Here is a 23,292-nt window from a genome sequence, read left to right on the forward strand (position 1 = left end):
AATAATAGCCTCCATATCTAGCTTTAAAACAAAATACCAGCTCAACTACAGCCTCTCAGCGGTATAGCATATTAACAAACGCGATTCAATTTTAAAACATAAAAAAAGAGGATGCCGTAATTTTGGACACCCTCTTTTTTCGTTACTACATACTTTCAATACCCATGCTTACGATGCTTTTTAAACTCTAAAAATTGAATTGATGATAGTCATCCTTTAGTTTCATGGATCAATAGATAATCTTGTGGACAAAGAATAAACAGTGTACTTTCAAATCCATGATTTTACAAACAACAATAATCGTGATTAATTCTTTTGGATGATACAACAGATTGGCTGGTAGCTAATGCAGAAGGGGTGATATTAAATGTAGATGGCGTTTTAGATAAAACAACATGGCTCGTAGTAAATGTCAAAGGGGTTCTGTCTTTTGCAAGATGGATTTTATCCAATGTAATAGGCGATTTATCCTTTGCAGATGGCTTTTGAACCACTGTAGAAGGCATGTTATCGAACGTAACAGAGGATTATTACAATGCCAGAGTGGATTTAGCCGTTTTAGCATGCGATTGATATAAGCTATAAGCCAGTTTAGCTGCCTACAGCAAGGATTTGATGACTGACTGGCTTCGTTGAGCAATTTATGTCATCGCTTTAGTGCCTTACAAAAACGATATAGCAACTGTATATCGCCATTTACCGAATGAAGGCAGTGACTTGACAACAGTAGATACCTATTTTAAAGCTGGAGTTGTTTAATTCAGAAGTGATACACTTTGGGGCACGAGTCCTCTCGTGTAGTTTGTTTTAGATATGTAGTTTGATATCCCTTTGGCTTGTGTTCGTATCATCACCGATTCATCATTGGTTCAACCTCGCTCCGAGCGAGCTTGAGTCGTATAAGAGCCATTGCTGGCTTATTAGCGGTACAATGAAGAAAGGGACAAGTCGATAAGCTTTGCTCTTCGATTGCCCCTTAATAATGCCTTATGATGAGTGTTAGTTTTTAACTAAAGTACCAATGTTTTCTCCTTTGAGTACTTTTATCAAGTTACCTTTGGTATCCATGTCAAAAACCACAATGTCTAAATTGTTTTCCTTGCACATGGTCGTTGCCGTTAAATCCATAATTTTAAGACCACGGTTATATATTTCGTCAAAGGTAATTTCATCAAACTTAGTTGCCGTTGGATCCTTTTCAGGATCAGCCGTATAAATACCATCAACTCTGGTTCCTTTGAGCATAACATCGGCTTCTATTTCTATGCCTCGTAAAGATGAGCCTGTATCTGTTGTGAAGTAGGGGTTACCTGTTCCAGCCGATAGTATTACCACTTCTCCATTTTCAAGTGCTTCTACAGCTTTAGGCTTATCGTAATACTCTCCAACAGGATTCATACGAATAGCTGTTAATACACGTGCCTTAACCTCCATAGCTTGTAGTGCCGATTGTAAGGCCAAACCATTAATAACGGTTGCCAACATACCCATTTGGTCACCTTTGTAACGATCAAAACCTTTTGAAGCTCCGCTTAGACCCCTGAATATGTTACCACCACCTATTACAATGCCCACTTGAACACCCATGGCAACGGCCTCTTTTATTTGCTCTGCATAGTCATTCAAGCGATCAGGGTCGATGCCATAACCTTGCTCGCCCATTAACGATTCTCCGCTAAGTTTTAATAGTACTCGATTGTATTTCATGTTATCTGTTGTTTAAATTGAATGTTGCAAAGATAAGAAATGATTAACAGAGATAAAGTGATGTATTCCTCTTCAATTTTTATAATTATTAAGAGCAAAAAAAAGCAAGCGGAATGCTTGCTTAAAATATCATACTTAAATGTTTTGACTGATTACTCGTATAAACGGTCAATCATATTTTTAACTTTACTGCCATCCCAGCGGGCTGCGCCTTGTTTTTTCATCATTATTTGCCCTTGAGGAGAAATAATAAAGGAGGCTGGTATGCTACGCGATGCGAATACATCAGGTTGTCGGCTCCGAAGAATATAAACTGGGAAAGTGTATTCCTTTTTTGCCATAAAATCGCGCAATATTCCTTTTGATTCCTGACTAATTAGTACAAACGCCATCTTATTTTGGTATTCATCGTATAAACGTTGAATGGATGGCATTTCAGCTATGCAAGGAGGACACCAGGTGGCCCAAAAGTTGATAAATATTGTTTGACCCTTTAACTCCGATAATTCGATAATATTGCCATCTAAATCTTCTATTTGCCATTGATAATCCTTATCGTTTAAATAGCTAATGTCTTTGCTTTCGCGAGGCTGAAACATACTGTATCGTATAATGGTTGACGATACAATTTTACGTGATGTTGGAAACAACATAGCAATAACCAATACGGTAAAAAGCAAATCAAACACAATGCCTAAGATGGTTTTCTTACGGCGGTATTTGTACCATTGTTCTGACCAATATCCTTTTTTTATCATGTGCTTGTTTGTAAAATATCAATAAATATTTCAAATGGCTGTTTCAATCGGTGTTGTTATAACAAGCCGTATGCCAATAAGTTTGTTAAAATAGGTATTTCCAAAATGACTGATAATTTTTTAAGCCGGCATTTACCTCTACCTTAACCCATTTGAATGAATTGGATAAACCCGCCTTTTTATGAAAGTTATCAATATTAAGGGTAACTGTATGAGCTGTACCTGGCATAAGCGTTAATGGAAAAAGTTGTTGATCCGATCCACCCTTTAATCGAAAACGGCGTGCTTTACCAAAGCTTGCTGAAAAGGCGAGTACAGGAGCAAAAAACGTAATGGATTCTTTCGTATGATTCGCTATGCTGATGGTGGCCATCCGTTGTTTTGTTGCTTTGTTACGCTTAACACTTATTCGTACCCAAACAATAGATGGTGTTAACTTTTGTAACCAGCCTCGTTTTGTAGCAACATATACCAATAGTACTAAACCCATAAGGATAAATAAAGAGGTCATCTCAGGGTTACGTTCTGGATTATTTTGTTGTTCCTCGTAATAGATTTCGTTGAGTGGTTTTAGTTCACTGTCGTTGTTTGACGGTGCCTCTGTAGTTACCTGCGAATCATGTTCAGCATTCTTTTGCTTTACTCTACCACCCTTACTGCAAATTTGCATCAACAAAATGAAAGCTAAGCCTGCAATTATAAGCAAACGATTCTTCCGATAAAACTCTTTTATCTTATGCATGTAGATTAGATATTGAAAGTTGGGAATAGTTCGAGACCATTATAATTGATGTAGTATTCGCCATCCTTAATTGGCTTACTCATTTCTTCTTTGCTCTGTCCGTTAGCATTAGCAATACCTACGCTTGCAAAATAGCATACAGCATTGTGTTTGTTTCCATGTTTCATAACTTCAGAAGCAATGTGCGGTAATAGCAATCCCATGTCGGGATAAGTAGCTGTTCGAACAACAACAAAATACCGTTTATCATCTTTGGTAGCCAATATCTGAGGATTGGTGTCAGGCTCCTTTCTAACGTTCAATATTTTGTAACCCTGGTCTACCATGTCCTTATAAACCACCTTAATGCCTAAAAAATGTAAGTCTTCAGTTGATAAAACTTGCTCTTTTCCCATTCTTATACCTCTTTAAATTAAGATTCCCGCTGGTATAATGCCGTAATATAATCAACGTGGCTTTAGAAATGGAATGGACTAAAGGCGTACTATTGATTAATAAACGGTATTATTCAATTTTCAGCAAAATTGGCACAAATAAGTCGAAAAGAAAAATGTGTTTAAAAAACAAGGATTCTCGTTTTTTTGCCAGATAGCTATTTACAGATTTTCCATTTGGCATTAACTTACACAAGCTTTGTTTTAAAAAATACAATAACTAAATAATTGGAGGAGCGCCTTATGCCACTTACACGATTGGAGAATTATTTAAATCTGGAACATATTAATTATAAGCGCATTGTTCACTCACGTGCTTATACGGCTCAAAAAACCGCCGCTTATTCGCACATATCGGGTAATGAAGTTGCGAAAACAGTGATGGTTAAAGTTGATGGTAAATTATGCATGGTTGTTTTGCCAGCTTCGTTTCAAGTCGATATGAAAGAGCTACAGAAAGCAACAGCTTCAAAAGAAGTGCGCTTAGCAACGGAATCGGAATTTAAAGATGCTTTTGAAGACTGTGAAGTAGGAGCCCAGCCTCCTTTTGGTAACTTATACAACATGGAGGTGTTTGTAGCTGAAAAATTAACCGAGGATACAACCATTGCGTTTAATGCCTGTAACCATGCCGAGTTAATTCAAATGACTTACAAAGACTATCAGCGATTAGTGCATCCAACAGTATTGAAACTTGCAAGAGTGCCAATGGCAGATGCTTAATTATACCAATTGTAATTCAGATTGAGCCTTAAGCGAAATCTGGATGTACAATGGTAAATGCCGTAGGATCAATAAAGAGCTTTATTGAAGTGCAATTGAAAATAAAGCTCATTTTATTGACCAAACGGTATTATTCTGAAAAGAAACATAGTATGGGTGGATAGTAAAGTGTTCGATGTTGTGCTATAATAGCACGCATCGAACATTTTCTGTATATCACCAATCTCCAGCTTGTTTGGCCGACAATGAGTTAATTTCTAACTTCAATACCAGTGCCTTATCAAGTGCTGCTTGAATGTATGTGTTGTCGTGTTTGCCGTGTTGCTGCATAATAATATCAAAGCCTTCTCTTTTCTCATCATCGTTAGTTATGATGTTCATTTCGCCTGTGCCAATAATGGATCGGTACTTTGTTGTCCATTGGCAGGCAACATCACCTTTAATAAGTTGGCTGTCATATTCTATTTCAAAACCTACTTTATTGTTTTGCTTTAATAAATCGAGTTTACGGCCTCCTGTGGCGCAATGAAAATATAAGGCATTATTTCGATAGCCAAAGTTCATTGGCACAAGGTAGGGGTAAGGTTCGTCGTGTATGGCAAGACGACAGATGCTTGATTGAGATAGTATTTCGTGAATGATATCGGGGTCCTTGATTTCTCGTTCTTTTCGGCGCATGTTTTTTGTTTTTAGTAAAATAATCAAATAAGAGGCAAAAGACCAAAAGAGATGGCAAGTTGTAGTAACTTTGATGTCAATGGTTAAATTTTTAGGAGTTATAAAACCGCAGCGATTTCCATTGTTTTATGGTTATGTGGTGGCTTTTGTTGGTACTATAGGTATTTGGGCTAGTATACCTGGACAAACTGCAGGTGTATCTACCTTTACCGACCCGGTAAAGGATGCTTTGTTTTTATCGCGCGACCAGTTTAGCTTGGCTTATATGCTGGGTACTTTGCTTAGTTCATTTGTTTTAACAAAAGCTGGTAAGTTATACGATAGGCATGGGGTGGTTGCTACCGCCGCTCTGTCAACTTTATTATTGGCAATTACCTTAGTGCTTTGTTCCTTTACTCCTGGTATAAGTTCTTCATTGAGTACATTTATTGGAGTTAGTCATTGGGCTGTGCCATTTGTTATTATGGTATTCTTATTTTTCCTTCTTCGCTTTAGTGGGCAAGGGGTATTAACCATGACCTCGCGCAACATGATAATGAAATGGTTCGATAAGCGTCGCGGACGGATTAATGCCTTTAGTAGCGTAAGTGTTTCTTTGGGTTTTTCGGCTTCGCCTTTAATGATTGATTATTTAATTCGTCAGTTTAGTTGGCAGGGAGCCTGGCAGGTAATGGCTTTGGTTTTGGTATTTGTACTCCTTTTAATACTTGTGTTTTTTAAAGATAACCCAGAGAAATATGGTTTACAGCCAGATGGCGTTCGGTCAAAATTGGATAAAATTAAGGTGCCGATAAAAGAGAAAGCAACAACTTTACAAGAAGCGAAGAAGACTCGGAGTTTCTGGATGTATGGATTGATTTTAGCCTTTCATGCTTTTTTTGTCACGGGCCTAACCTTTCATGTGGTATCCTTATTTGCTGAGGCAGGCTTGTCAAGAACAGAAGCAATTAGCATTTTTTTACCCATTACCTTTGTTTCTGTTATTACTTCTGTGGTGGCTAATTTAATTAGTGACTGGGTTCGTTTGAAAATATTGCTCTTTTTAATGCTTGGGGGTGCTTTACTAGCTAGTTTTGGTCTCTTGTATATTCATACACCAACGGGCTTGTATCTAATTATTGCTGGTTTAGGGCTTACAGGTGGTTTGTTTGCCGTTATTAACGCAATTACCTGGCCTCGTTTTTTTGGTCGCAAACATTTGGGTGCAATATCTGGCAAAGCCATGTCAATGATTGTGATGGCAAGTGCTTTGGGGCCATTCCTTTTTAGTGTAGCCAAAACATTAACATCTACCTATGGCACAGTTTCGTACTTGTGTATTGGGTTTTTATTATTTTTAGTGATCGGATCTTTTAAGGCTAAATAGTCTCTGCAAGAAAACTCCATTTTTTTTCGTTATGCTTGTTCTCAAAATGGTCATTTTCACCAGTAAACTCACATTTTTCGAACTTCACAAGCCTCAAAAATGAAGCTTTCTTATCAGAGATATAGTATTCTTACAATTACTAAATAGTAGTATGGTGCTATTTGAATTACAGTGGGTAGATAAATGTCTATTCTCATACCGAGGTCCTCAAGCTGGACAGGCTTCCGTTTTGACACGGAACAAGTCTTTCATTTTTGGCATGATCCAAAAACGAAACAAAAAAATCTAGGCTAACTGCAAAAAGACATTGAAATTATTAATGTTACTAACTTCGGCCGGGTGATCTTCGAACAAGTTCTCAGCTTCCCGATCTCCATAAGCAACATTTGCAATTTCACTCTCTTTTTGCCGTAGGCCAACGCAGTATAGCTTAATCAAAAATCATTTTCTACTATAAAATATATGTAACCCAAAAAATAACCCTGTTTAATAATTTAACAGGGTTAATAAATATCATTTTGCACATTACAATGTTTAATCGGTATAAGCACCTACTTCAATACCAAGGTCACATCCAGAGTGAAAATATTGTCAATGGCCTTATCTCCCAAATTATCAAAGAACGAACCTGAGCCATAACGAATGCCGTAAATCGTACGATCAACTTTAATGCTTGAGATGTATGTGTTATCTTTTTTAGTTACATCAAATTCAACTGGTTTGGTTTGTCCTTTAATGGTTAATTCGGCCATAACCTTTGATGTATTGTCTTTAAAGTTTGTGGCCTCAATAATTTTGAGTGTTGCTGTAGGATATTGTTCTACGCTAAAAAAATCGTCAGAGAACAAATGACCGATTAGTTTTTTGTTGTATTCTTCATTGTCGATATCGGCACAGGTCATGCTATTCATCTGCATGATAAATTCACCTGATTTGATGTTACCTTTTTTTAATTCCAAGGTCCCTTCTTGCAGCTGAATATTACCGTAGTGCGATGAGCCAACCACTTTTGTTCCTGTCCACTTGACAACTGTGGCATCGGTGTTTACTTGAGTTGATTGTGCGCTGATGCTTGTTAGTGATATGGCCAGCGCCACAATAGCGAGTGTTAATTTCGATTTCATAATTATTGTATTTATAGTTTATATTATTTCATTGGAACATCCATTATTAATAGTCGTGAGGATGCATTAGCACTTATTTCAATGGATGAGGCATCCCTTATTCCGATGGCATCACGTTGTTTTAGTATTTGGCCATCAATCTGCACTTCACCTTCAATGAGCATGATATAAATACCGTTTCCTTCTTTCTTAACTTTATACGAGCCTGCCCATTGGGCATCAATTTGTCCCATGCTGAACCATGCATCCTGATGTATCCATACGCCCGCATCGTTTTCATTCGGACTTAGTATTTGATAGAGTTCATTTTTCTTAGCAACAGATTCAAGAGAAATTTGTTGATATCGTGGTTCAACATCTTTTGCATTCGGATAAAGCCATATTTGAAATAGGTTTAAATCCTCTTGATCACTGCCGTTAAATTCACTATGAAATATGCCTTTGCCAGCACTCATCACCTGCACTTCACCACTCTCGATATACGAGGTGTGCCCCATACTATCTTTGTGCGCTAAGCGCCCCGAAAGGGGTATGGTAATGATCTCCATATTATCGTGAGGATGGGTGTCAAAACCTTTCGATGGTTCAATTACATCATCGTTTAAAACACGTAATACACCAAAGTGTAGGTTTTCTGGGTTGTAGTAGTTGGCAAAGCTAAATGAGTAGTTTGCTTTTAACCAACCATAATCTGCCGTTCCCCTTTTATCTGCTTTAAAAACCTGTGTTTGCATAACTCTATTATTTTATGAGTTACAAACATACGATGCTATTAGGCCATAGTAATTACGAAAATCAGACAAAGGATTGTTAAAATCAGACCTTGTTCTCTTTTATTGTGATAAAGTGCCCTCAGGAACGAAGAGATTGTCGAAAAGCAATGGGAGATCGTCCGCTTAATTTTTTAAAAAATGCGTTGAAGTTGGATGGTTCTTCAAAGCCTAATTCAAAAGCCAATTCCTTGCTCGATAAATCGGAAAATAACAAAAGACGTTTTGACTCAAGTAATAATTTATCCTGAATAAGTTCTTTGGCTGATTTACCCGTTTTACTTTTAATAAAACGATTCAGGTAATCACTGGAGACAGATAACGCTTGCGCATAGTATTGCACCTTATGGTTTACTTGGTAATCCTTCTCTAGTTGTTGTCTGAAATTTCTGATGAGGCGATTACTGCCTGTTTCGTGTTGCATGTTATGCGGAGATAAGCTACACGCTCCACATATGTTTATCAGAAACAATTTAAGTAAAGCACCCAAAGCATCGTAACGGTAATAATTGGTGCCATTTTGGTACTCTTGCATCTGTTCAATAATATCTTTCAGCACCGAAAGTTGCATAGAATCTATTGGCAAAGGAGGCGAATCTCCATATGAATTAAACAAGTATACCCTTTCAATTAAATCTTCAGATATGCCATTTTGCATCAAAAAGGTTCGGCTAAAATTCAAAACCGATCCTTTGGGGCGTGTTTTACTAATGAACTGGTGCACCTGCCCAGGATGTACAAAATGCACTGCTGCCCCCTCAAAATTATACTCTTTAAAATCGATAATGTGCACACCACTCAATGCTTCTTCAATTAAAATTAAAGTGTAATAGGCATGTCGGTGCGGATGGTCTTGCATATCAGGATTATCAACCATTGCATCGAATATATCACCTGTTGACTTGATGGCAAAATCGATTGAATCGCCATTGGAATGGGTAAGGGGATATGTTTTTATTTGGTTGTGGGCAGGCATGTGATACTAATTTAAAATGAACTAGTTTACTACGTTGTTTGTAAGCATGCCCGATGATTTTTATATCGGGTGCTACAAATGGATTATCCATTCAATACAAATCCTACCTTTGGTACGTTTTCGATCGAAACAGTTGGGTCTTCTTTTAAGTATTTGCGCAGTTTTGCAATGAATACATCTAAACTACGCCCATGGAAATAATCGTTTTCACCCCAAACTGCAATCAGAATATTCTCTCGTTTTACAATCTCATTTTTTGAGATGCAAAGGATTTTTAAAACATCACATTCTTTTTGAGTTAGACGCTTAGTAAACTCTTTACCCTCTAGTTGCTGGTTGGCTGCATCAAAATGATAAGTGCCAATTTCAAATTTGGTTATTTTTTGCTTGGGGTCTTCATTTTGTATTTCCATCCGATTTAAAATAGCCTGGATACGGCATAGCAATTCATCTTCATCAAATGGTTTGGTAATATAATCATCAACCCCTAACTGGAAACCTTTGATTTTATCTTGCTTCATAGCTCGGGCAGTTAAAAAGATAATGGGCACCTTTTTATCTTCTGCTCTAATATTTTCGGCAATGGTAAAACCATCCATACCAGGCAACATCACATCTAAAATGCAAAAATCGTAACGTCCCTTGTGAAATGCCTCCAGACCTCTTTTACCATCTTTGTATAGTTTTACATCAAAGCCTTTTGACTCAAGAAAGTCTACCAATAGAAAGCCCATGCTGATGTCATCTTCGACTAATAAAATTCTGGCCATTACTTAAGCGGGATTAAAAGCGTGAAACATGTTCCTTTTCCTTTCTCACTATCAACAGTTATGGAGCCTTTGTGTTCTTCAATTACTTTCTTTACAAATGTTAATCCCAGCCCAAAACCTTTTACTTCATGCAAATCTCCTGTTCCAACGCGGTAATATTTATCAAAAATGTATGGCAATTCTTTTTTAGCAATACCAATACCATTGTCTTTCACCTTAATTTGAAGCATGTTTTTCACCAATAAGGTTTCGATAATAATATGAGGTTCGCCGAGGCTATATTTAATGGCATTGTCGAGCAGGTTAGACATAACCAGAGATAAGCGCCCATTGTAGCTGAATAGAACATGGTTGCTTGCACCGTACTTGGCCTTTATCGTCCCACCCTTTTCATCTACACGGTATTTAAACGATTGTACCAGTTGATCTATTACTTCTTTCATGTCCAGTTCGTTAAATTCACTGTCCGTTGAAGCATCGCACGATAGCTTTAATATATCTTCCACGTGATTTTGCATGCGTTCGTATTCATTCAATACCACTTGTGCATAGTTGCCTGTTTTGCTTTCTTCGCTGTTCTTTTTTAATATAAGATTGGCAGCTAAGCGGATATTGGCTAAAGGTGTTTGAAACTCATGTAGCATGTTATTCACAAATTCGCGCATGTGTGTCATTAGCGTTTGCTCACGTTTTATTAACCTTAAAAGAATGGAGTAGGAAGCTAATAGAAACAGGATGACGATGATGGATACAATAAATAGTCCACTCATCTCGGCCAAAATAAATCGGTTACGATTGGGAAACTGAAGTCGCAAGCGAATACCCTCTCGCTCTAGTAGGCCATTTAAAGTTTGTTGGTAACATTTAGGTCCCCATGCTAATAGCGAATTTTTGCCAATAATCGTATCGGTAATGGCAAAAGTATATGTTAGCGGTAAGTTATATATTTCAAGCTGCGAATGAATGATACTATCAACTTCGGCACTTTTCTTTTGAGCGTTAATACAATTGTTACCGCATAAAAAACGATCCATTTCGGGACATAAACGCTTGCCAATTTCATCTCTTGAATCTTTTAAGGCCATTACCACGCGGTGGTTGAAGTTTTTCTCTTCCAAACGAGCGGCCCTTACCATGTAGCTAATTTGAATGAACAGCAATAGCGCCAGTCCAATAAAAGTGGCAATTGATAAGCCGTAGTATTGTTTAGTTTTCCCCATGTGCTTAAATGTACATATTCTTAATCATGTCTCAAAAATACCAAATTAAAAGACCTCCAAGTCTTCTTTTAACATCCTATTAACAAGCTTTAACAAGCTAATAACTTAACTTTAAATCCTTGAACCTTAGTTTTGTTACATCACAAACAATAAATTAATATTAAACTACATGATTATGAAAAAGACATTAATCCTTTCAGCACTATTTGTTTTTACTTTAGCAATTGCTTCTCCTACAATGGCCGCCGTTATTGATCAGGAGCCTGTTAAGACAGAAAAGAAAGCTGAAGACAAAAAGAAGAAGAAGTGTGACAAAGAGTGTAAAGCAGAATGCTGTGCTGAGAAAAAGTCATGCACCGAGAAGAAAGCTTGTTGTTCAGAAAAGAAAGAGAAGAAAGGTTAATCTCCTTTTTACCAAGATACAGAAAAGCCACTCGTTTACGGGTGGCTTTTTTGTTGCTTTAGTCTAGCCCTAAAGTGAGTTGATATAAAATCAATTGCTTATGAGTTAGAGTTTGGAATCTAGCTTACTAGGGGTAAGGCTGCATTGCACTGTAATGATTATTTAGGAATCAGATTTATATACCGTCCAGTTTTTAATAATAGAGGTCTCATCAAATTGCTTATCTCGTTTTGCAGATTTTTGTTTGTATAGGATATTAAGCTGTAATGCTCCGGTAATAAAAATCCCTATGCAAATAAGAAGTGAGTTGCATAATGACAATATTAATGATGAACTCCAGCCGGGTATAGCAGCTAAGCTCCAGAATTTTTTATAGATGATTATTCCAACCATCAGTAATATTGCAATTAGTATTGTTGCTGAAAGTTTAATGAAGAAAAAGAGTAAATCCTGAGCATTTTCAACTAATGAATTAATCGCATGATAGAATAAGCTTGTGAAATTCATTTTAGATTCCCCATCAAGCCGTTTAGCTCTATCCCATGATATCTGATGTTTATGACAACGCTGGTTGTTTAGTGTTGCTGCTAAGTGTATGAAGTTCTTCTCAACCAAAGCTTTTACCAACTTAGGTTTAATTAATGAAAAGTTACCAAAGTTCAACTTTTTGCCAATTAACAATTTAAATATCTGTTTGTATAGTGTGTAGGATAATCTAAAGAAAAGTTTTTCATTTCGCTTGGCTCTAACGACTTGTACTAGTTCGAATTCGTTGTGTTTGAGAATCTCAACAATGGCAGCAGGATCATCCTCACCATCTGAATCCATAATAAGAATATTATCAAATTTTTTATCATTAGTATAAAGAAGTCCTTGATATATGGCAGACTGATGACCCATGTTATAATAAAGGTCAAGTAGTGTAATATTTATATTCTTATGCGAGGAATTAAAAGTTTTTATAATATCGCTTGTTGCATCCAATGAACCATCATTAACAAAAACAATCTCAAAATTATACTGCAGGTCGGAAATGTGCTGCTCAACTAGTTGTTTCATTTTTCTTATAAGAGCACTTTCGTTATAACATGGTAATATTATTGCGATACTTTTCATTGCTTATTATTGTCAATTTGATAAACATTATACTTATCATTTTGAAATACGCAGGTTAAACCGGCCTGATTAAATGCCTTTTTAGTGATGATATAATCTATTTTGTATTTTGTACATATTGAATCAATTTCGTTAAAGTTATTTCGAAAAGATTTGAGCATTTCCATGCGTATGTACCATTCATATATTTTTTCACCCCCTCCAGGTACTAGTTTTCGTACAACAAAGCTCTCTCTTTCAACAGTCCGCATAAATGAGGTAGGTAATTTAGCGTGTTCTATTAAAATATCATCACCATTAGTATTGGTTTTGATAAAATCAATCATTTCAATGTATTCACTATCTGCCTTTTGGAGATAATTGTTTTTAATGTTACTTGTTGTTTTGCCGATAAATACGGGGATGAGAAATAGAAAAAATAAAAAATAGCCTGCTTTGCGAGCCAGTACTGGGTAGAACCGTTTAATCCACCAAAACACATAAATGTAAAATATTAGTGCCCCTATTGAATTAATTCTAAAAAGGTAGTACTTAGTTATAGAGCCAGTTGTGTCTAATAATGAGATAATAATTGCCGCCCACAACATAAAAAAGATAACAACCATCATCCAAAAAAACTGATCAGATTGTTGACTGCGCTTTTTACGAAGAAGAGTAAATAATAATATACTCGAAATAATGATTTGTATCAAAGACGGGAGTACAACCCTAGGCCATACCGAACGACTAAAAGGTACGCAATGATGAGGATTACGGTAATAAGAATATACCCAGTCAATATTGACTCCTTCTATAATATTACTTCCACCAAGAATATGTAATGAAAGAAAATAGATAAATGGAGAAAGTAATATGGAATAGCTTATTCCTAGTTTAACTGGTAACACAACAGAACGTTCATAAATAAGGATATATGTTAATGCAAACAATGTGTACCAAATACCTACTAAAACATGAAAATAACTACCTGCAACAGATAGTATTATGAAATACCAATAGTGCTTTTTAAATAAGCTTACAAGTGAAAATAAGATGAAAATGTATGCCAAGGATTTTGTCTCAAATCCACCAAATATATACTCTCCACCTATCCACGATTGATGAATTAAAAATAGCTCAAGAATAATAAGTAAGGTTATGTTCGAAAAATTGAAGTGCTTAAATAATTTGGTAAGAGGAAATGCAGATGCAATAAAAATAACTAGCCTTGACCAGAATGATAGACTTTCAAAAGACATATATTTTAAAAAGAAACCTGCTATGTATTGATAAAGGAGCCTTGTGCCAGGCCATTCACCAAATACAAATGACCCCGTCATCCAACTTGGGTCGATAAAATGTTTTGCCAAAGGGAAATAGGCCTCTTCGTTAGTGTGTGGGGCGAACGAAAGAAAATGTCCGCATAACACAAGTAAAACTAAATAATATGGATTTACTTGGTTGATGGAAGTAAATAATAAATTGATCTTTTGTAAATACGGATGTTGACGATTCATATAATTGAGATAATTGGCCATCAAAAATAATCAAATTATATAGACATAGATGGTTGAAGTTTATCTTACACCATTAACGAATATGATAAAGGACTATTGTACTCAATCTTTTGTAATGTTGAGATCCTTTTAAAGACAAGGATTTATTGTATTTACTACATTTCATTCTTATCTGTCCTGATTTTTTTTTAACATTGTCTTTTCAAAACTCTGCCTTAATTTGCCATTATTGACTATTTGAATTAGAGAGTATATGATTGATCTAAGTGTTTCTGTAATAATAAGTACCTATAATCATCCGAAATGGTTAGAGAAAGTGCTTATCGGCTTATCTTATCAAACTGTTAATAGTTTTGAGGTAGTAATTGCTGACGATGGGTCGGGACCAGAAACAAAAGCTATTATTGATAAGTGCAAAAGCAACTTAAAACTGAATATTAAGCACGTTTGGCACGAAGATGATGGTTTTCGTAAGACAAAAATATTGAATGAGGCCTTAAAGGCTTCTACTGGGGAATATATTGTATTTACAGATGGTGATTGTGTTCCTCGAAAAGATTTTATTGAAACCCATTTGCGTTATGCAGAAGAGGGGTATTACCTTTCTGGTGGGGCCTTTCGCTTACCATTATCAGTTAGTAAGTTAATTAATTCGGAAGATATACAAAAAGGAAGAGCTTTTAATATTTCATGGTTGCGTAGAGCTGGTGTTCCTGCCACTTTTAAGCTTTCGAAATTAGCAAAAGGAAAGTGGTTTACACATTTAATGAATACTATAACACCTGCTAATGCAACTTGGAATGGGGGTAATGCCTCAACTTATAGAAAGTACTTTTTCGAACTCAATGGCTTTAACGAGGATATGCGTTATGGTTCAGAAGACAGAGAATTTGGTTCTCGACTTGATAACCTAGGACTTAAGTCAAAGCAAATACGTTATTCTGCCATTTGTATGCACCTTGATCATGGTCGTTCATATAAAAATAAAGAGCACCTTAAAATGAATAAGGCCATTTGGAATAAGACCATTAAAAATAAGATAACTGCCACAAAAAATGGCATCAACAAATTGTAATTATTGCTGTAGCTGAAAGTATTTATTTAGCACCATTAGCGAAATCAACTTCTCGCGCTTTTTATTTTTGAATTGTTGAATGTAAGCATGCGCATTATTAATAATCTGTAGTGCTTGATCTGGATGTGCTAAATAATGATTTATTTTCTCAATAACATCTGAGTAATCATCATTAACCAATATGTAATGATAATCAGGTATTAGTTTGCTTTCCATAAACCAGGTTTCAAACCTTGGTTTAGTCATTATAACCACAGAGTTAGACGCCATTACCCATTTTAAGCTGGTGGCTACATCATTACCCTCAATTACCATCACAAACTTATGCTGTAACATGTTGTACATATTAAGCCTTGGTTTACGCCATTTTAGGTAGGGTTGTCGATTGCTGGTATGGCCAATGTCGCATTGTTCATAATCATACAGTGTTTGCAAACATTTCAAGCGCAATGTGTGATGTTCGTATAGCGCACCTCTCCAAATAAGCTTATTTTTTTTTTGATGATAAGGCGTAATGTCTTTAGGAAAGGTAAAGTGTCTTATTTTATTGAGGTTTAATAGAATGGCATTGCTGTTGTCAGGTGTGATTGGCCTGCTTTTTACAATGCTAGGATTTTTGGGCAAATAAGATACATCACCAAAAATTCGATTTATCCGATAGTCATCGGGGAAATACCGCGTGAATTCACGGGTATCAAAGTGGTAGGTTTTTAACTTATCAGGAAACTTGATGTCCCCTATTCGTAAGCTGTCAGGAATTGATGCGAATGGCTTTTCAATTTTGATATAATGATTTATTCGCTCGAACAGATAACTTTTGTCATTTCGTTTTTCAGCATGCTTTAACAAGCTGGATAATCTCCATTGAAAATAACGGTTAGGAATAAGCAGCTTGAGGGTGCTCTTCAAGTAATAGAACTGTTTAAAGTTCTTGTATCGGAAAGACATCCAGTTAGAAAACCATTTTTGATTTATCAGCTTCATAAGTAAAAAAGACAATCCAATTGCTTCCTTATTAATAGGATACGGTGGCTTGTGTAGTTAATTAAAATAAGAAAATGAATTACAAAATTAATTTTTTACTTGATAATGGTGTACTATTTCAGCTGGTGTTGTTAGTTTATATTTTTGAAATATTGGAAAGTTGTAGGCATCATCGCCTAATTCACCATTGTTTGTTAATAGTTGAAGATTAAGTTGGCTTTGTGTCCAATAAATTACTTTGTCAATGATTGGTGTTGAAATGTTAAAGATAATAGCAAGGCTCTTTATTAGGCTTAAGCCATAAGGAATATCCTCCGTGAAGTATCTAGACTTATAGTTTGCATCCCAATATGTACCATTATGCACCATTGGGCTCATAATGCCTTTAAATGCTTGTATTGATTTTATTTTTTCAGTTAGTGACTTAGCATTAGTCGATTCGTAGTGTTTTAATATAGGAGTAACACCATTTAGGTTTAACGGGATCGCTTCAATTAATTGAAACAACTCGTTGTCCATTTGAATTAATATCTGAGAAGCATTTACAGACCAAGTTTCGTAAAATGGTACTTCTTTGGTAAAATGAGTTGACTCAGGAGTAGCAAATAAATCAAAGAGGCGCGCAGGATGTAATATTGGGTTTGAATTACACAGCACTAATTCAAGCAAGTTATTCAGTTTAACAACATTTATATCTGTGTATTTTTCAAAGAATAGTTTTATTGTATCAAATACTTCAGTTTGTTTCGTTGCAATCTGAATCTCAGATTTTTTAAAAAAGCGAACACTTTTACCATAGATCTCAGTCCTGCAGATATATGGAATTCGTAAAGATCCAAAAATAGAAATGTTTTTTTCTTTTATAGGAAGTATGTTTGAGGCTTGCAACTCAAAGTTGCCATAACCAGGTAAGCATCCGATAATTGTATTTTGAGAGATATAGGGTGAAATATCTCTTAATAATTCTTCTCTGGCAAAACAAGGAAGAGAAACTAAGATAAGGTCTGCTCCTGGAATAACTTCAGAAGATAAATGTGATATAGAATCAATTTTCCCAATAATTTTGTTTTGCTCCTCGTTTATGCCTTCAATGGTGTTATTCCATTTATTGGGTTTGCGTGTTAATAATTTAACTGTAAGGTCGTTATTGGAGCCAAGTATCGCGGAGAATGTGTGCCCAAGGTTGCCACCTCCGCAAATACATATTGTATTAATCGATTGCATGTAATGCTTGTATTAACTTATTATTGTCATTTGTATCTCTGATGGCTAAGCGAATATATTCTCCTTCTTTAAAGCCCTTCTTGCCAGTTAAATCTTTAATTAAAATATTGTATTTGTCGATTAAAATATCTGCTAGTTGTTTGGCAGTGTATTTGGCTGTTATTTTGCATAGGAAATAATTTGCTTGCGATGGATATACATTAAGAAATGTAAATTTCTTTAGTTCTTCTTGAAAGCGATTTCTTTCATCTGCAATGTACTGGCAGCCTAAATGGTAGTCAGATTTATACTTATCAATAATTTGTAAAAAGAACTCACCAAACGAATTGATATTCCAAATGGACAAAGTTTTGTGGACTTTTTTTAATAATTCGTTGTTGCCAGAGATTAAAATACCTAAGCGAAAACCCGGAACACCATAGCTTTTGCTGATACTTTTTACAATGACCAGATTGTGGTATTTATCAATTATGTTTTGATGAATCATAGTGTTGAGTTCACATTCTTCAGAGAAATCTACAAATGACTCATCTAAAACCAATGTTTTGCCATTTTCTTTAAAGTGGTCAAGTATCTGAATCAGTTGCTTTGGACGTATGAAGTTACCACTTGGGTTATCTGGGTTGATTAATACCAGATTGTCAAATTTCGATGAGTTTTCAATGATAAAGTTTTCATCGTATGAATAGTCATCGTTGTAAGGATGTAAAGCAATGATTCGCTCTTGTGCTATTCTTTCAGGATACTCATTGAAAGTAGGGTGAATTATGCCAATAGTACCTTCAAGTGAATCCATTAATCCGGGAATAAACTCAGCGGCTCCATTACCAATAAGAATATTGTGTTCGTTACACTCGAAGAAAGAGGATGCGAGTATCTTCTGCACGTTCATTCCCGATGGGTACTCTCGCATTAATCGATGGAAATAATTTTTAATTTCATCTTCCATTCGAATGGTAGGGAAATAAGGGTTCACTAAATAGCAAAAGTCAATTAGTTCAGGATAACGCCAGTAACCGCCAAATCGTTTTTGATATGCGCCTAATTTCTCCTCTAGAGGTGCAAAAACAGTTTCTGCATTATCTAAGTCTTGTTTATCATCAATTTCATACCATTTTTCACCTTGTAATGGTAAAGCATTTACTTCGTACTTGTCAATAAATGAAATAACTCTTAATACTTGTTCGTAGTAGTCGTTTTTTCCAAGTGCTTTACTGTATGCTTCTAAAAAGGGCAGGTATATCTCATTCGAGAACTTTTTCGAGAACTTATATATATTAACAGTTTTGTAGTATTGTTCACTATCCTCAAACTTAAAATGCTTTTTAGGTATAAAGTTTAAAATGTTGTGATTGCTATCCAACTTCACCACGGTGCCATCCATCCATGGCTTGTATTTATCAACAACAGCCAAGTTGGGTCTTTTATCTTCAACTAATCGTTTAACTATCTTTTTGTCAAAGATTAGGTCACTCTCTAAAAGTATTGTATCGTCTTCACCAAGCTGTTTGTGGGCTAGGTATAATGAATAAATATTATTAGTTGAGTCATAGTCGTTATTATGCACGTATTCGATTGTTGTACCTTGAAAGTCATATCCCAGGTAATCAATAAGGCCTTGGGCTTCATATCCAACAACTATAACTATTTTATTTAGGCTGATGCCTTCTAAACTTTTTAATATATAGTTTATTAAAGGTTGTCCATGGACTTCAACCATGCACTTTGTGTTATTCTGAGTAAGTTCACTAAGACGCTTACCCATCCCGGCAGCAAGGATAATTGCTTGCATAAAATTACAGTTTTGTGATTCATTATTATTGAGATGAGTAGGGTTAAAGTAGGGGGTATTTATTTATTAAGGTTGTATTTTTCCATTATATCAGCAATTCTTTCGGATACATGTCCATCAGAAATACCGACAATTTGTTCGCTAATTTTTTTGCGTTCTTCTTTCTTATTTTGTGGGTTGTGTATTTCATCTTCAATAATCGACTGAAGCTGGCTATAGTTGTCAATAACCTGTGCAACTTCTTTAAATGGACTCATTTGTCCATCCATGCGTTTCCTTATTTTAGATTTAAATATTCGATATGTCAAGCGGTATTTTACATCTTGATTAAAAATTACGGGCTTATCGAGTGCTGCAAATTCAAATATCGCAGATGACTCGTCTGAAACCATAATGTCAGAAATAGTCATAAAAGGAACGAGATTAAATTTATCTGCTCGCGCTAAATACACATTGTTGTATTGCTCCCAAGCATTGAATTTGCGTACCTGATGTTTATATTTCTTTTTTTCAAAAGAGAAAAAATGTGGTTTGATAATAATGTTGTAATTCGTGAAATCCTTAGGGAAATCTTTAGGCATATTATCAATAGAACTTGGATAAAAAGTAGGTGCGTATAAAATGGTTTTCTTCAACGGATCGAGTTCCAATGATTTAACCATATTTACTTTGTCATTATCACTTATTTTAAATGCTTCATCCAACTTTGCAAAACCAACATTTAATAGTTTGCATTTCGTTTTAGGGAACATTTCTTTTAACATTTCAACACGCTGGCTACCTTCGATAAATCGTATGTCGTGCTTGTTTAGTTCCTCAGTGTAATAGCCTGCTTTTGTACCTATACCGTGAATAACCGACGCACTAGTATTATAGTTGATATTAATATCTTGAGGAAAGCCATGCGATCCATTAATTAAGTATTCACAACTTAAGGCCTCATCTTCTTTGTTATAGAATTGTGGATCGTATCCATTTTCTTTGCAATAATCAAAGGCGATCTTATTCTTGTCAGGAGAGTCTAGTCCCATCAACAAAAATTTAATCTTCTTATTTCTTTTCCTCAACTCGTTTGCAATAGGTTCGAATTGAGGAATATAATACAGGTGATGAGTTAAGAATATTGCAAAGTAATTACTTTCCATATTAATAGTCTTTAGCATTTGGGTGATTACATTTGGTGAAAGGTAACAATTCGTATGCATGCACAATTCTATCTTCTTTGGCTGGTAATTGCATATAATTCCCAAACATATCAATTAAATAATGATCAGGATTATTTGGAGCCATGAATTTATTACCAAGAAAATTTATTTCAGATAAAGGGAACACACTATGATATCTCATGACTGAATGAAAATCGCCTACCTCTATGCCGGTAGCAACATATTTTGGTGATCTTTTTAAATATCTTCTGAGAATTTTATTTTTCCACTTGTCAGGACCTACTGTCCAACTAATAACTTTTGAAATTGGCTGTAATATTAATCTTGATCTTTTAAGAATAGTCTTTTTTGACTTCTTAAATCGCCTAGTGTAAAAGACCTTAGTGTTATAAAAATCACGATCGATGATATCATATGGGAATATATCGAGAAAAATACCCTTATGATAGGTATAGTTTTTCCCTTGTTCATTTTTAAGATTAATAGTGCTGTAGTCATCTCTAATCCGTACCCACTTTGTTCGTTTGCTATCTGTTTTAGCTGATTGAAAGAATAATCCATAGGGTAATTTAGTGGGCGCAATTTTTAAGAATTTTTCATAATCTTTACGTGACATAGCCAAGTCTGCATCATCATCCCATGGAATGAATCCCTTATGTCTTATTGCTCCAAGCAAAGTGCCTCCTGTTAACCAGTACTTAATATCATGCTCTCTACAAATTTCATCGACTATTCGAATCATTTCAAGCAATACAAGCTGCGTTTGCTCTATTGGAGTTTTGCCTGCCTCTCTTACCTCTTTTTTGTAATCCATCACACTATTTTAAAAAAAAATAATTCGAAACAACACCTAGCTGTTTGACATTGACAAAGAGTAGGTTAGAAGTGATCTAATCATTGCTCTTGAGATCAGTGTTCAATTGTTATGTTTAGATTTTAAAATCGTTCTCTAACAAGTATAGGTTGTCCTTCCAATACTTCAGCTTGTTTTGTAAAGCAAGTTAATACTACGTCAGCAACTGCTTTGGGTTGCATTATTGATTCAGGGTCTTCGTTTGGAGCTAATATTTTTCGTAATGGTGTAGCTGTTCGGCCTGGGCAAATGATAAAGATTTTAATACCATAGTCTTTTAATTCTTCAGCAATGGCATTTGAGAAATTAATAACACCACTTTTGGCTGCGGCATAGGCGCTCCATCCTGGGCGAGGAGTTAGACCTGCTGTTGAAGCAATATTAATTATCTTACCACCTGCGCGTTTCATCAGTAAAGTGGCATATTTAGTGCACAAAAATGTACCCGTAAGATTTATTCTTAAGGTTGTGTCCCAATTTTCTAAAGAGGTATTTAATAAACTTTCTGGATTAACATAGCCTGCACAATTTACTAACGCATCAATGGTATTGAACTTTTCTTTAACGAAATCAAAAAATACTTTGACCGATGCTTCATCACCCACATCCAAATTTTTGGCGAGCGATTGACCCGTTAGAACATTTTTAATCTCTGCATTCTGTTCAGCCGTTCTGCTTGCAAAAATAACAGTTGCGCCTTGTTCTTGTGCTTGTATGGCCGTTTGATAACCAATACCACTACTAGCGCCTGTAATAACAATTACTTTCCCCTTCATAATTATTTAAAACGTTAGTAGCTTATTAACCAATTCTACATCAAGTGGGGTCGTTATTTTAATATTCGATTCACGTCCTTCAACAAACCTTACCTTACCGCCATAATGAAAAAATAAGGAGCCATCTTCAGTGGCTTGTAACTGATCCTTTTTAGCTTTTTCGTGAAATTCTTTAAGCAAAGAGCTAGTGAATACCTGAGGAAGCTGTATGTTGTGAAGTTCATTTCTATTCAGTTCTCCAGTCATGTAGTCACCACCTTTTGAAACGGTGAACTTGATTGGAATAGTTGGCACTACTGCATCTTCATTTGTCGATGCGTCTACAATTTCCTGCACAAACTCTTTCGAAATGAGTGGACGTGCCGCCTCGTGTATCATTACTTTTGCAGTGTTAACTTGCTGTAAAGCATTAAATACTGATTCATGACGAGTGGCACCGCCAATTACGTATTCTATATTCTGAATATCATATTCGTCAACGTAACGCTTGTACTCATCCATGTATTCCGATTGACACGTGACCAATATTCGTGTAACAGCACTACAACTTAATAAGCGCTCCATTGAGTAAACTAAAAATGGCTTACCATTTATTTTATAAAACTGTTTTGGAAAGTCAAGCTTTGCTCTTTTTCCTACTCCGGCTGCTAGCAGAATTACATCCATTATTAAAATTGTTTGTCGTTGCTAGTGTTTATTTCCCATCACACCTTCAACTAAAATGTGCTGCAAAGGTAAGAATATTTAGGCACCGTGCATATTCGTTTATTATATCATAAGTGCGGTAGTACAAATACTCTTCTGGTAAATTGATGGTGTACAGTTATTTTAGTTTTTATTCTTGGGGTGTGTAATTGTGTTTGGCTGACTATCTTTTAAAGGTGGAGTTTGTACCTAGTGTCATTTGCGGGTCTATGCTTAAGCTCCTTTGTAGTACTCTATTGTTTTGATTGCTAGTTGATAAGTTATATGATTTGTTAAATGCGCCATAAAACTAATGGTGTTAAATATTGAAAAACAGTTTGTTGTGTTTTTTATTGCCAAATAAGTGAATGACAAGACATTTATCTTTTATCTATTGCAAATTAAAAGCTATCTTCGAAAACTTGTTTTAGTAGGTGAACAAAGGCACTTCACGA

23 protein-coding genes are annotated in these 23,292 nt (G+C 35.5%); 4 read left to right on the forward strand and 19 right to left on the reverse strand.

Features of this window, described 5'->3' with window-relative positions; all coding sequences use genetic code 11:
- Positions 1–999: 999 nt before the first annotated feature.
- The 4 genes from pyrH to FNN09_RS14380 all read right to left on the reverse strand — a co-directional run bounded on the left by pyrH (position 1,000) and on the right by FNN09_RS14380 (position 3,602).
- Positions 1,000–1,707, reverse strand: coding sequence for a UMP kinase (gene pyrH / locus FNN09_RS14365; protein WP_143303063.1), 708 nt, complete (start codon positions 1,705–1,707; stop codon positions 1,000–1,002).
- A gap of 152 nt (positions 1,708–1,859) precedes the next feature.
- The gene (locus tag FNN09_RS14370; RefSeq protein WP_143303064.1) at positions 1,860–2,465 is read right to left on the reverse strand and encodes a TlpA family protein disulfide reductase; all 606 of its coding nucleotides are present in this window, start codon (positions 2,463–2,465) and stop codon (positions 1,860–1,862) included.
- 85 nt (positions 2,466–2,550) lie between these two features.
- The gene (locus tag FNN09_RS14375) at positions 2,551–3,207 is read right to left on the reverse strand and encodes a 7TM-DISM domain-containing protein (protein WP_143303065.1); all 657 of its coding nucleotides are present in this window, start codon (positions 3,205–3,207) and stop codon (positions 2,551–2,553) included.
- Positions 3,208–3,212: 5 nt separating this feature from the next.
- Complete coding sequence (locus tag FNN09_RS14380) at positions 3,213–3,602, reverse strand: hypothetical protein (RefSeq protein ID WP_143303066.1); 390 nt, start codon at positions 3,600–3,602, stop codon at positions 3,213–3,215.
- Between the two features lie 282 nt (positions 3,603–3,884).
- Here FNN09_RS14380 and FNN09_RS14385 point away from each other — a divergent pair, with 282 nt between their 5' ends.
- Complete coding sequence (locus tag FNN09_RS14385) at positions 3,885–4,364, forward strand: aminoacyl-tRNA deacylase (protein WP_143303067.1); 480 nt, start codon at positions 3,885–3,887, stop codon at positions 4,362–4,364.
- Positions 4,365–4,580: 216 nt separating this feature from the next.
- On the opposite strand, the gene FNN09_RS14390 is transcribed toward FNN09_RS14385, so the two are convergent.
- Positions 4,581–5,042: a pyridoxamine 5'-phosphate oxidase family protein gene (locus FNN09_RS14390; RefSeq protein WP_143303068.1), complete on the reverse strand. Its 462-nt coding sequence runs from the start codon at positions 5,040–5,042 to the stop codon at positions 4,581–4,583.
- Between the two features lie 79 nt (positions 5,043–5,121).
- On the opposite strand from FNN09_RS14390, the gene FNN09_RS14395 reads away from it, so the two are divergent.
- Positions 5,122–6,408 (forward strand): MFS transporter, encoded by a 1,287-nt coding sequence (locus FNN09_RS14395; RefSeq protein ID WP_221932506.1) that lies wholly within the window; start codon positions 5,122–5,124, stop codon positions 6,406–6,408.
- Positions 6,409–6,959: 551 nt separating this feature from the next.
- Here FNN09_RS14395 and FNN09_RS14400 read toward each other — a convergent pair.
- From FNN09_RS14400 to FNN09_RS14420, 5 genes are all read right to left on the reverse strand, one after another.
- The gene (locus FNN09_RS14400) at positions 6,960–7,532 is read right to left on the reverse strand and encodes a YceI family protein (protein ID WP_143303070.1); all 573 of its coding nucleotides are present in this window, start codon (positions 7,530–7,532) and stop codon (positions 6,960–6,962) included.
- A gap of 23 nt (positions 7,533–7,555) precedes the next feature.
- Positions 7,556–8,266: a pirin family protein gene (locus FNN09_RS14405; RefSeq protein ID WP_143303071.1), complete on the reverse strand. Its 711-nt coding sequence runs from the start codon at positions 8,264–8,266 to the stop codon at positions 7,556–7,558.
- 118 nt (positions 8,267–8,384) lie between these two features.
- On the reverse strand, positions 8,385–9,278 hold the full coding sequence (locus tag FNN09_RS14410; protein WP_143303072.1) for an AraC family transcriptional regulator: 894 nt from the start codon (positions 9,276–9,278) through the stop codon (positions 8,385–8,387).
- A gap of 83 nt (positions 9,279–9,361) precedes the next feature.
- Entirely contained in the window at positions 9,362–10,048 is a 687-nt protein-coding gene (locus tag FNN09_RS14415; RefSeq protein ID WP_143303073.1) for a response regulator transcription factor, read from the reverse strand.
- On the reverse strand, positions 10,048–11,268 hold the full coding sequence (locus FNN09_RS14420) for a sensor histidine kinase KdpD (protein WP_143303074.1): 1,221 nt from the start codon (positions 11,266–11,268) through the stop codon (positions 10,048–10,050). The genes FNN09_RS14415 and FNN09_RS14420 overlap by 1 nt, the downstream gene beginning before the upstream one ends.
- Before the next feature lie 175 nt (positions 11,269–11,443).
- On the opposite strand from FNN09_RS14420, the gene FNN09_RS14425 reads away from it, so the two are divergent.
- Positions 11,444–11,671, forward strand: a complete 228-nt coding sequence (locus FNN09_RS14425) for a hypothetical protein (protein WP_143303075.1) — start codon at positions 11,444–11,446, stop codon at positions 11,669–11,671.
- A 162-nt stretch (positions 11,672–11,833) separates the two neighbouring features.
- On the opposite strand, the gene FNN09_RS14430 is transcribed toward FNN09_RS14425, so the two are convergent.
- Entirely contained in the window at positions 11,834–12,787 is a 954-nt protein-coding gene (locus FNN09_RS14430) for a glycosyltransferase (protein ID WP_143303076.1), read from the reverse strand.
- The gene (locus tag FNN09_RS14435; RefSeq protein WP_143303077.1) at positions 12,784–14,283 is read right to left on the reverse strand and encodes a hypothetical protein; all 1,500 of its coding nucleotides are present in this window, start codon (positions 14,281–14,283) and stop codon (positions 12,784–12,786) included. Before FNN09_RS14435 ends, FNN09_RS14430 begins: the two co-directional genes overlap by 4 nt.
- Positions 14,284–14,536: 253 nt before the next feature.
- Between FNN09_RS14435 and FNN09_RS14440 the strand changes: the two genes are divergently transcribed.
- Positions 14,537–15,358, forward strand: a complete 822-nt coding sequence (locus FNN09_RS14440; protein WP_143303078.1) for a glycosyltransferase family 2 protein — start codon at positions 14,537–14,539, stop codon at positions 15,356–15,358.
- On the opposite strand, the gene FNN09_RS14445 is transcribed toward FNN09_RS14440, so the two are convergent.
- The 7 genes from FNN09_RS14445 to ispD all read right to left on the reverse strand — a co-directional run bounded on the left by FNN09_RS14445 (position 15,359) and on the right by ispD (position 22,819).
- Positions 15,359–16,342 carry a glycosyl transferase family 90 gene (locus FNN09_RS14445; RefSeq protein WP_143303079.1) on the reverse strand — a complete coding sequence of 328 codons (984 nt, stop codon included), beginning with the start codon at positions 16,340–16,342 and terminating at the stop codon, positions 15,359–15,361.
- Positions 16,343–16,429: 87 nt separating this feature from the next.
- Complete coding sequence (locus FNN09_RS14450) at positions 16,430–17,566, reverse strand: NAD/NADP octopine/nopaline dehydrogenase family protein (RefSeq protein ID WP_143303080.1); 1,137 nt, start codon at positions 17,564–17,566, stop codon at positions 16,430–16,432.
- The gene (locus tag FNN09_RS14455; protein ID WP_143303081.1) at positions 17,553–19,358 is read right to left on the reverse strand and encodes an aminotransferase class I/II-fold pyridoxal phosphate-dependent enzyme; all 1,806 of its coding nucleotides are present in this window, start codon (positions 19,356–19,358) and stop codon (positions 17,553–17,555) included. Before FNN09_RS14455 ends, FNN09_RS14450 begins: the two co-directional genes overlap by 14 nt.
- A 59-nt stretch (positions 19,359–19,417) precedes the next feature.
- Positions 19,418–20,389 carry a CDP-glycerol glycerophosphotransferase family protein gene (locus FNN09_RS14460; RefSeq protein WP_185969018.1) on the reverse strand — a complete coding sequence of 324 codons (972 nt, stop codon included), beginning with the start codon at positions 20,387–20,389 and terminating at the stop codon, positions 19,418–19,420.
- A 115-nt stretch (positions 20,390–20,504) separates the two neighbouring features.
- Positions 20,505–21,338, reverse strand: a complete 834-nt coding sequence (locus tag FNN09_RS14465) for a phosphorylcholine transferase LicD (RefSeq protein WP_143303083.1) — start codon at positions 21,336–21,338, stop codon at positions 20,505–20,507.
- 122 nt (positions 21,339–21,460) lie between these two features.
- A complete protein-coding gene (locus FNN09_RS14470) occupies positions 21,461–22,153 on the reverse strand; it encodes an SDR family oxidoreductase (RefSeq protein ID WP_143303084.1) in 693 nt (230 codons plus the stop codon).
- Between the two features lie 6 nt (positions 22,154–22,159).
- Positions 22,160–22,819 carry a 2-C-methyl-D-erythritol 4-phosphate cytidylyltransferase gene (gene ispD / locus FNN09_RS14475; RefSeq protein WP_143303085.1) on the reverse strand — a complete coding sequence of 220 codons (660 nt, stop codon included), beginning with the start codon at positions 22,817–22,819 and terminating at the stop codon, positions 22,160–22,162.
- Positions 22,820–23,292: the final 473 nt, after the last annotated feature.

It is taken from the genome of Carboxylicivirga sp. M1479 (assembly GCF_007097485.1).
Taxonomy (GTDB): Bacteria; Bacteroidota; Bacteroidia; order Bacteroidales; family Marinilabiliaceae; genus Carboxylicivirga.